Annotated in this window: 5 protein-coding genes and 1 pseudogene; 2 read left to right on the top strand and 4 right to left on the bottom strand. The window is 74.2% G+C overall.

Annotated elements, in window-relative coordinates; translation table 11 throughout:
• Positions 1-121: 121 nt before the first annotated feature.
• A pseudogene (locus tag AB0J52_RS21115) lies at positions 122-544 on the top strand (hypothetical protein); the annotation flags it as partial.
• Here AB0J52_RS21115 and AB0J52_RS21110 read toward each other — a convergent pair.
• The 4 genes from AB0J52_RS21110 to AB0J52_RS21095 form a co-directional block, all read right to left on the bottom strand.
• Positions 536-1,495 (bottom strand): sulfite exporter TauE/SafE family protein, encoded by a 960-nt coding sequence (locus AB0J52_RS21110; RefSeq protein ID WP_500183377.1) that lies wholly within the window; start codon positions 1,493-1,495, stop codon positions 536-538. The pseudogene AB0J52_RS21115 and the gene AB0J52_RS21110 sit on opposite strands and share 9 nt — an antisense overlap.
• A 149-nt stretch (positions 1,496-1,644) precedes the next feature.
• Positions 1,645-3,594 (bottom strand): adenylyl-sulfate kinase, encoded by a 1,950-nt coding sequence (gene cysC, locus AB0J52_RS21105; protein ID WP_500183378.1) that lies wholly within the window; start codon positions 3,592-3,594, stop codon positions 1,645-1,647.
• Complete coding sequence (locus tag AB0J52_RS21100; RefSeq protein ID WP_500183375.1) at positions 3,594-4,274, bottom strand: response regulator transcription factor; 681 nt, start codon at positions 4,272-4,274, stop codon at positions 3,594-3,596. The genes cysC and AB0J52_RS21100 overlap by 1 nt, the downstream gene beginning before the upstream one ends.
• Before the next feature lie 125 nt (positions 4,275-4,399).
• Positions 4,400-5,881 (bottom strand): glutamate-cysteine ligase family protein, encoded by a 1,482-nt coding sequence (locus AB0J52_RS21095; protein WP_500183373.1) that lies wholly within the window; start codon positions 5,879-5,881, stop codon positions 4,400-4,402.
• Positions 5,882-6,167: 286 nt separating this feature from the next.
• Between AB0J52_RS21095 and AB0J52_RS21090 the strand changes: the two genes are divergently transcribed.
• Positions 6,168-7,113, top strand: a 946-nt coding sequence (locus AB0J52_RS21090) for a histidine kinase dimerization/phospho-acceptor domain-containing protein (RefSeq protein WP_500183372.1), incomplete at its 3' end; no start/stop codon positions are given.

Here is a 7,113-nt window from a genome sequence, read left to right as displayed (position 1 = left end):
GTACGCGCTGCTCACCACGGCGGTCATCGGCACGACGCTGGTCGTCGCCTGGCCGTTCGGACGGCTGGTCGCGTTCCGGTTCGGGCAGCACGCGATCGACTGGCCGGTCTACGACTGGGTCATGGCGCACCGGCTGCACGGCGGCTGGGCCTCCCTGATGGCGCAGGTCACGCAGGTCGGCGACCGGCCCGCGACCCGCTACTTCGCGATCTTCTCCATGGTGGTGACGCTGCTGCTGGCGCGCCGCCGCCGGTGGGTCCCGGTCGTCCTGATCGCGGTGATGTTCGTGACGCAGTACTGGGGGCAGCTCGCGCTCGCGGGGCTCGTCGACCGCGGGCACCCGCCGACCAACCCGGGCACGTACCCGTCCGGTGCCACGATGCGGCTGCTCGCCCAGGGCGGCTTCTGCGTCTTCCTCATCTTCCAGTACGCGCGCGCACGAGGCATGCGCTGGGCGTCCAGCCCGCGCTGGATCGCCGCCGCGTTCACCCTGGTCGTGCTGTCCGGGGCGGTGGAGGGCTACACGCGGATCGACCTAGGACGGCACTGGATCACCGACGTGGCCGGCGGCTGGCTGGTCTCCGGGCTGCTGCTCACCGGCTTCACGTTCGCCGCCGGGGCCGTCCTGCCGTGGGCGACGGGCGCGGGCGAGGGCCCAGAGCGCCAGGGCGGCGGCCGCCATGCCGACCATGGTCCAGGCCAGTGGGACGGCCGGGACGCCGAACATCTTCAGGCCGGACACCACTAGGACGAACGCCAGCGCCCTGCGGATGATCCCGCCGGGCGCGCGCGAGGAGATCCGCGACCCCAGGTAGACGCCGGGGATCGACCCGGCGAGCAGCGCGACCGTGACGTCCAGGTGGAAGTCGCCGAAGAACAGGTGGCCGAGCGCGGCGGAGAACACCAGGGGCACGGCTTGGAGCAGGTCCGTCCCGACGAGCTGGTTCGCGCGAAGCGCCGGGTACAGCGCCAGCAGCGCCACGATGATGAGCGACCCGGACCCGACCGAGGTCATCCCGACGACGAGCCCGCCGACCAGTCCCACCAGCGCCGTCGGCAGCGGCCGGACGGTGATGTCGGGCGGCGCCCCCTCGTCGCCGGACGCCTGCCCCCGCGCCAGCCATGCCTTGAGGACGATCCCGGCGGCGGCCACTAGGAGCGCGACGCCCATGGCCTTCTGCACGACGTCCTGCACCGACGCGCCGTCCCCGAGGGCGCGCGCGACCAGCACCCCGGCGAACGCGGCGGGCACCGACCCGGCGCACAGCCACGCGACCAGGCGCAGGTTCACGGTGCCGCGCCGCAGGTGGACCAGGCTTCCGACCGGCTTCATCACGGCCGCCGCGACCAGGTCGCTGGAGACCGCGGCCAGCGGGCTGACCCCGAAGAACGTCACGAGCATCGGGGTCATCAGCGCCCCGCCGCCCATCCCGGTCAGCCCGACCACGACGGCGACCAGGAACGAGCCGCCCGCCATCGCCCAATCGAAGTGCATCGGCATGACCTACCAGACATATCGGAAAACCTGAGTGCCAGCCTACGATTTCCCGCCGCCGGACAGAACCCCGGGGAGTGAAAGCCTCACCCGGGCCGCGGCGGAGGCTCACCCGGCCCCGGGAGCCCCGCTCAGACCGCCACGGCGGTCTACTCCGGGCGCAGCCAGGCGCCCTCGGTGAGCAGCTCGACGACGCGCGCGACGGCCTCGTCCGGCGTCATCGTCGAGGTGTCGAGGGTGAGGTCGGCGTCCTCGGGCTCCTCGTACGGATCGGAGACGCCGGTGAACTCGGGGATCTGCCCGGCCCGCGCCTTGGCGTACAGGCCCTTGCGGTCGCGGCGCTCGCACTCCTCCAGCGGCGTCGAGACGTGCACCAGGACGAAGTCGCCCGCCGCCTCGACCATCCGCCGGACCTCGGCGCGGGTCGCCGCGTAGGGGGCGATCGGCGCGCAGACCGCGACGCCGCCGTGCCGGGTGATCTCGGCCGCGACGAACCCGATGCGCCGGATGTTGAGGTCGCGGTCGGCGCGCGAGAACGTCAGGCCCGCCGACAGCAGGCGGCGCACCACGTCGCCGTCGAGGAGGGTGACCGTGCGCCCGCCGCGCTCGACGATCGCGTCGCACACGCCGCGCGCGACGGTCGACTTGCCCGACCCGGACAGCCCGGTGAAGAACACCGTGAGGCCGCGCTCGTGCTTGGGCGGACGCGCGACGGCGAGCTCGGCGGCGACCGCGGGCGGGGTGAACCAGTCCGGGATCGGCTCGCCGCGGTCGAGCAGGTCGCCGAGCCGCTCGGGCGTCAGCTCCGCCTGGACGTGGTCGGGCTCGATCCGCGCGACCGGCCGCCAGACCTCGACGTCGGCGTCGTAGGCCCACGGCTCCGGGACGACCACCGGGATCGCCGTGCCGTCGACCTCGGCGGACGCCAGCAGGTGCGTCGCGCCGTACGCGGCGGCCACCTGCGCGCGCAGGAGGGTGTCGCGCTCGTTCTCCGGGTCGCGTCCGTTCGGCGCGGGGACGGCGGCGTCCTGCGCGGTCTCGCCGCCCGCCGGACGCGGCGGCAGGGAGACGCGGATGCGGCAGCCGTGCGGGGTGTCGACGACGCCGATGCGGCCGCCGTGCATGTCCACGACCCAGCGGGCGATGGCGAGGCCGAGGCCGGTGCCGCCGTCCGGGGTCGCCGCGCCGGACGCGCCGCGCGAGAACCGCTCGAACACCCGCTCCCGCTGCCCCTTCGGGATGCCCGGACCCTCGTCGGAGACCTCCAGGACCAGCGCGCCCGGACCGTCCCCGGGCCCCGCAGTGACCGTCACCGCGCCGCCCGACGGCCCGTGCCGCAGGGCGTTGTCCAGCAGGTTCGCGAGCACCTGGTGCAGCCGGTCGCGGTCTGCGACGCAGCACAGCCCGGGGGCGATGTCGGCCTTGACCGGCGCGCCCGGGAACGCGGCGGTCACCTCGTCCACGAACCCGGCGACGTCGAGCTCGGACAGGTCGAGCGGGACGGCCCCGGCGTCCACCTTGGACAGGTCGAGCAGCTGCGACACCAGCCGGCCGAGCCGCTCGGTCTGCTCCAGCGCCGACTCCAGGACGTCGGGGCTCGCCGGGGTCACCCCGTCCGCTACGTTCTCCAGGACGGCGTGCAGCGCGCTGATCGGCGTGCGCAGCTCATGCGACACGTTCGCGACGAACTCCTGGCGCTGCCGGTCCACGGCGGCGAGGTCGGCGGCCATCCGGTTGAACGCGCGGGCCAGCTCGCCCACCTCGTCGCGCGAGGTGGACCGCACCCGGCGCGAGTAGTCGCCGCGCGCCATCGCCCGCGCCGCCGCCGTCATCTCGCGCAGCGGCGCGGTCATCCCGTGCGCGATGAGCTGCGTGACGACCAGCGCGATCAGCAGCCCGACCGGGACGGTCACGCGCGCCCGGAACCCCAGCGGGTACCCCCACAGCACGATCGCGATCGCGACGCAGGCGGTCAGCACGACCAGCACGCCGAGCTTCACCTTGATGGACCGCAGCGGGTCCAGCGGGCGCGGCAGCCGCTCCCACGCGTGCGCCGCCGACCCGCGCCGCCGCCGCGCCCGCTCCCGCGCGAAGGCCATCACGGGTGGGCCTCCAGGCTGTAGCCGACGCCGTGCACGGTGCGGATGAGGTCCGGCCCGAGCTTGCGGCGCAGCGCCTTGACGTGCCCGTCCACGACGCGCGTGCCGGACGCGTCGGCCCAGTCCCAGACCTCCTCCAGCAGGACCGCCCGGGTGAGGACCGCGCCGGGCCGCCGGGCGAGGCAGGCGAGCAGGTCGAACTCGGTCGGGGTGAGGTGCACCTCGGTGCCGTCCCGGCGGACGCGGCGGGACCGCTCGTCGATCTCCAGCGGCCCGAGCCGGGTGACCGGCGCGGCCGCGGCCAGCGTCAGCGTCGCGGCGCGCTCGACCCGGCGCAGCAGCGCGCGGATGCGGGCGACCAGCTCGCGCATGCTGAACGGCTTGGTGAGGTAGTCGTCCGCGCCGACGCCGAGCCCGACGAGCTTGTCGGTCTCGTCGTCGCGGGCGGTGAGCATCAGCACCGGGACGGGACGGTCCGCCTGGACGCGGCGGCAGACCTCCAGCCCGTCGAAGCCGGGCAGCATCACGTCCAGCACGATGAGGTCGGGGGCGGTCTCGCGCGCCCGCGCGACGGCGGACGGCCCGTCCCCGGCCGTCTCCACCGCGAAGCCCTCGGCGGACAGCCGGTCGGTGACCGCCCTGGCGATGGTGGGTTCGTCCTCGACGACCAGGATGCGCATGACCCGACCCTAGGAGCGCGGTGCGCGCGCCCCCGGGCCGGGTTGTGCGGATTCTGTGCCGATCGCGGTCCGGCGGGGGTCCGGCCCCGCCCGGCGGGGGGACCGGTCCGCCCGTCAGGGACGCGTCATGGTCCGACCGGCCAGGTGTGCACGGGCTCGTTCGACTTCATGTGGTGGACGTACGAGCGGACCATCTCCCGCAGGGCATCGGGACGGCGCGGCCCGATGCGCCGCTCGATGGCCTCGACCGTGTCGGTCTGCCAGTCGGCTCCGGTGCGGCCGGCGAGGCAGCGGCCCTCGATGATGCCGAGCAGCCGGTCCCGGCGGGCCGGCTCGACGCCCCAGCGGTCCAGGCCCTCGTGCGCGAGGGGCAGCAGCCGGTGCAGCACCAGCTCGGCCGCGGGCACCTCGCCGAGACCGGGCCAGTACAGCCGGGCGTCGATGCCGTCCCGCGCCGCCCGGTGCAGGTTCTCCCGGGCCGTCGCGAACGACATCCGGGACCACACCGGGCGCTCCTCCTCGGCGAGGACGCGTAGCAGCCCGTAGTAGAAGGCTCCGTTGGCGACCGTGTCGGCGACGGTCGGCCCGGCCGGCAGCACCCGGTTCTCCACGCGCAGGTGCGGCCGCCCGTCCACGACCGCGTAGATCGGCCGGTTCCAGCGGTAGATCGTGCCGTTGTGCAGGGACAGCTCGGGCAGCTCGGGGGTGCCGCCGCCGTCCAGGACGGCCTCGGGGTCCTCCTCCTCGCAGATCGGGAGCAGCGCGGGGAAGTACCGGGTGTTCTCCTCGAACAGGTCGAAGACCGAGGTGATCCAGCGCTCGCCGAACCACACCCGGGGCCGGACGCCCTGCGCCTTCAGCTCCTCCGGGCGGGTGTCGGTGGACTGCTCGAACAGCGGGATCCGGGTCTCCTGCCAGAGCCGGTGCCCGAACAGGTACGGCGAGTTGGCGGCGAGCGCCACCTGCGGCCCGGCGATGGCCTGTGCCGCGTTCCAGTGCGCGCCGAACTTCTCGGGGCTGACCTGGATGTGGAACTGCACGCTGGTGCAGGCGGCCTCGGGGGTGATCGTGTCGGTGTGCATGCACAGCGGTTCCGGACCGTCGATGTCGATCCGGATCTCCTCGCCGCGCGCGGCGAAGATCTCGTCGTTGAGCAGCTTGTACCGGTTGTTGGTGGACAGCGCCTCCTCGCCGATGTCGGCGCGGCGGAGCGTCGGCAGGATGCCGATCGTCACCAGTTCCGCGCCGACGTCGCGGGCCTGGGCGTCGGCGTGGGCCAGATGGTCGCGGACCTCCTGCTCCAGCTCGTGGGCGTTGTCGCCGCCGAGCTCCCGTGGCGGGATGTTGATCTCCAGGTTGAACTGGCCGAGCTCGGTGGCCCACGCCGGGTCGGCGATGGCCTTCAGCACGTCGGCGTTGCGCATCAGCGGGTCGCCGGCCGTGTCGATGAGGTTGAGCTCGATCTCCAGCCCGATGTGCGGGCGCTCGAACTCGAACTGCGACTCGCCGAGCATGCGAGCCAGCACGTCGAGGTCGCGCCGCACCTTCTCCCGGTACCTGCGCCTGTCCTCACCGCTGATGGTCGCGGCGGAAACGTCCCGTCCCATGTCCTCGCCTTCTGCCGCGGATATGGTCTTTCTGAGGCGGAATGTCCAGATCTGGCCGAGGGAAACCCCGAGCGGGGTTACGGGCGCGCCGATACGCGTGCTCCGCACGGTCATCGCGTGCCGACGTGCCGTGTCGGACGAGGGGCGCGGCATCCGTCCGCGGGCGGCCGGGACGCCTGGTCACGCCTGTGCCACAGGGGATCCAGGGCGGTCGGACGGTCGCCTGAGTGACGGGACGGCGGAGGTGTCCGCGTGACACGCTGTGCGGAATGTGAGGAGGAGCACGATGCGGTTGCGGCCACGGTCGATCAGGACGCGCGACACTCTGGTCGCCGCGGTGCTGGCGGCCGTGGTGTGCGGCGCGATCGCGATCGGCGCGGACCTCGGGATCCGGAACACCGTGCGCGCCGCGCTCGTCCAGGACACCGCGCAGTCCGCGCGCCGCACCAGCGCCGCGATCCGCGACGGCTCGCTCGCCTCGCCCATCCCGGACGACACCGGCGGACGCGTGCTCGTCCAGGTCGTCGGCCCCGGCGGCAACCTGCTGGACGCCACCCCCGCCGCCGGCCGGCACTCCCGCCTCAGCGACTACCGGCCGCCGCGCGACGAACGCGTCCGCGACTACGACCAGTGCCACGGCCGCGGCCCCGCCCGGCGCTGCGAGGTCATCGAGGCGATCCGGGTCACCACCGCGCCCGACTCGGTCGTCGTGTACGCCGCGACCCCGATGCCGTGGATGCTGGCGAACGGCACCCTCGAACTGCTGATGGTGATCGCCGTGCTCGGCCTGTCCGCGCTGGTGGCCTGGGTCACCTGGCGGGTCGTCGGCCGCACGCTGCGCCCGGTCGCGCTGATCCGCGCCCAGCTCGCCGAGATCAGCGGCAGCGACCTGTCCCGGCGGGTGCCGCAGCCGCCCGGCGAGGACGAGATCGCCGAGCTCGCCGCGACCGCGAACCGGACCCTGGACCGGCTGGAGCGCGCCGTGGACCGGCAGCGCCAGTTCGCCTCGGACGCCTCGCACGAGCTGCGCACCCCGATCACGGGCCTGCGCGCCAACCTGGAGGACGCCGCGATGCACCCCGACGACACCGACCTCAAGGCCGTGGTCGAGTCGGCGCTGCGCGACACCGACCGGCTGGAGCACATCGTCACCGACCTGCTGCTGCTCGCCCGGATCGGCACCGGCGACGCGGCCCGCGAGGAGGTGGACCTCGGCGACCTGGCCCGCCGCG

Source organism: Spirillospora sp. NPDC049652 (genome assembly GCF_040675125.1).
Taxonomy (GTDB): domain Bacteria; phylum Actinomycetota; class Actinomycetes; order Streptosporangiales; family Streptosporangiaceae; genus Spirillospora.
The sequence above is the reverse complement of the archived record's forward strand: the minus strand, read 5'-3'. Positions and strand labels throughout refer to the sequence as shown.